This is a genomic window from Streptomyces synnematoformans, from assembly GCF_039531005.1.
GTDB lineage: Bacteria > Actinomycetota > Actinomycetes > Streptomycetales > Streptomycetaceae > Streptomyces > Streptomyces synnematoformans.
The window spans coordinates 1-1,714 of record NZ_BAAAPF010000623.1 but is presented as its reverse complement, the minus strand read 5'-3'; the positions used below and the strand labels follow the sequence as shown (position 1 = coordinate 1,714).

Here is a 1,714-nt window from a genome sequence, read left to right as displayed (position 1 = left end):
GTCGCCGTCCCCCCCGATGCCGGCCCCGCCCCGGGCACCGGGCGGCCCACGCCGGACGCCCCCGGTTCGGCCGCGGCGCCGCTGCCGGGCCGCGAGGTGCTGGCGACGATCGGACCGGCGCCGCGTCCGCAACGCGTCACGCCGCCGTCCCCGCCGTCGCCGGGCACGGGCCGGGGCGGGGCCGGCATCGGGGGAGACGGCGACGCAGCCGGCGACTGCGGTGAGGGTCGTGAGGCCGGTCAGCAGGGCGCCGGCCGCGGGAGTGGAGCGCACCTGGCCACCCTGCTGCGCCCGGCGCCGCCCCGGTACTCCCCGCAGGGGTGACGCCCGCCCCGCGGGGTTGCCGCCGCCGCCGTGGCCGAGCGCTTCGGCGGCGGCATCGCCCTGGTGCACGGCGCCGGGCTCGCCGGGCTGCTCGCCGACCCGCCGGCGCCCGGCGCCGGAGCCGGACCGGCGGGCCCGTATGCTTCCCCCGCACAGACGGCGCCCTGACGCACGGCACCGGCCGCGCCCCCCCGGGCCGGCCCCGGCGGCGAGCGCACGGCGGGGCGTCCACGGGCCGAGGCTGCGGACGGGAGCGGACATGACCACGGGCGCAACGCCCCTGAAGGCCGGCGTGATCGGACTCGGCGACATCGCGCAGAAGGCGTACCTGCCGGTGCTCGCCTCGCTGCCGGGCGTCGAGCCGCACCTGCACACCCGCTCCCCGGCCACCCTCGCGCGCGTCGCCGGCGCCCACCGCGTGCCGCCCGCCCAGTGCCACGGCGACCTCGACTCCTTGCTGGCCGCCGGCCTCGACGCCGCGTTCGTGCACGCCCCGACGTCCGCCCACGTCGAACTGGTCACCGCGCTGCTGGCGGCCGGCGTCCCCGTGTACGTCGACAAGCCGCTGGCCTACGACCTCGCCGGCGCCGAGCGCCTCGTCCGGCTCGCCGAGGAGCGCCGCGTCTCGCTGATGACCGGCTTCAACCGCCGCTACGCGCCCGGCTACGCGCAGTGCCTGGAGCACCCGCGTGAGCTGATCATCCTGCAGAAGCACCGCGTCGGGCTGCCCGAGGATCCCCGCACGCTGGTCTTCGACGACTTCATCCACGTCGTCGACACGCTGCGCTTCCTCGTCCCGGGCCGTGTCGCGCACGTCGACGTGCGCGCCCGCGTACGCGACGGTCTGCTGCACCACGTCGTCCTGCAGCTGTCCGGCGACGGCTTCACGGCGATCGGTGCGATGAACAGGCTCTCGGGCTCCGCCGAGGAGGTCCTGGAGGTGTCCGGGCAGGACACCAAGCGCGAGGTCCGCAACCTCGCCGAGGTGGTGGACCACAAGGGCCAGCCCAGCGTGCGACGGCGCGGCGACTGGGTGCCGGTGGCCCGGCAGCGCGGCATCGAGCAGGTCGTGCTGGCGTTCCTCGCCGCGGTGCGCTCGGGGGAGCTGCTGAGCGGGCAGGACGCGCTCGCCACCCACGAGCTGTGCGAGCGGGTCGTACGCGAGGTGGTCCGGGCGGGTTGAGTCCGCCACCCGTACGCGGGACAGCCCCGGGGCTGACAAGCGGAAAATCACAAGAAAAGCGGCAGGCTGAGTCCCGTTCGTGCTCCGCCGTATGAAAGGGGCGCCCATGCCCCGCCGCCCAGACCGGCCCACCCGGCGCACCGCCGCGACCGCCCTCGCCGACCGCGCAGCACAGCACAGGAGCACACACGTGACCACGCCGCACAC

General features: G+C 76.9%; 2 protein-coding genes and 1 pseudogene. All 3 read left to right on the top strand.

The features are described from left to right. Nucleotides 1–324: pseudogene (locus tag ABD317_RS36635) on the top strand (hypothetical protein); the annotation flags it as partial. Nucleotides 325–354: 30 nt separating this feature from the next. After that, nucleotides 355–492 carry a hypothetical protein gene (locus ABD317_RS36630; protein WP_344296329.1) on the top strand — a complete coding sequence of 46 codons (138 nt, stop codon included), beginning with the start codon at nt 355–357 and terminating at the stop codon, nt 490–492. 112 nt (nt 493–604) lie between these two features. Beyond that, complete coding sequence (locus tag ABD317_RS36625) at nt 605–1,507, top strand: Gfo/Idh/MocA family protein (protein ID WP_344296331.1); 903 nt, start codon at nt 605–607, stop codon at nt 1,505–1,507. Nucleotides 1,508–1,714 lie beyond the last annotated feature (207 nt).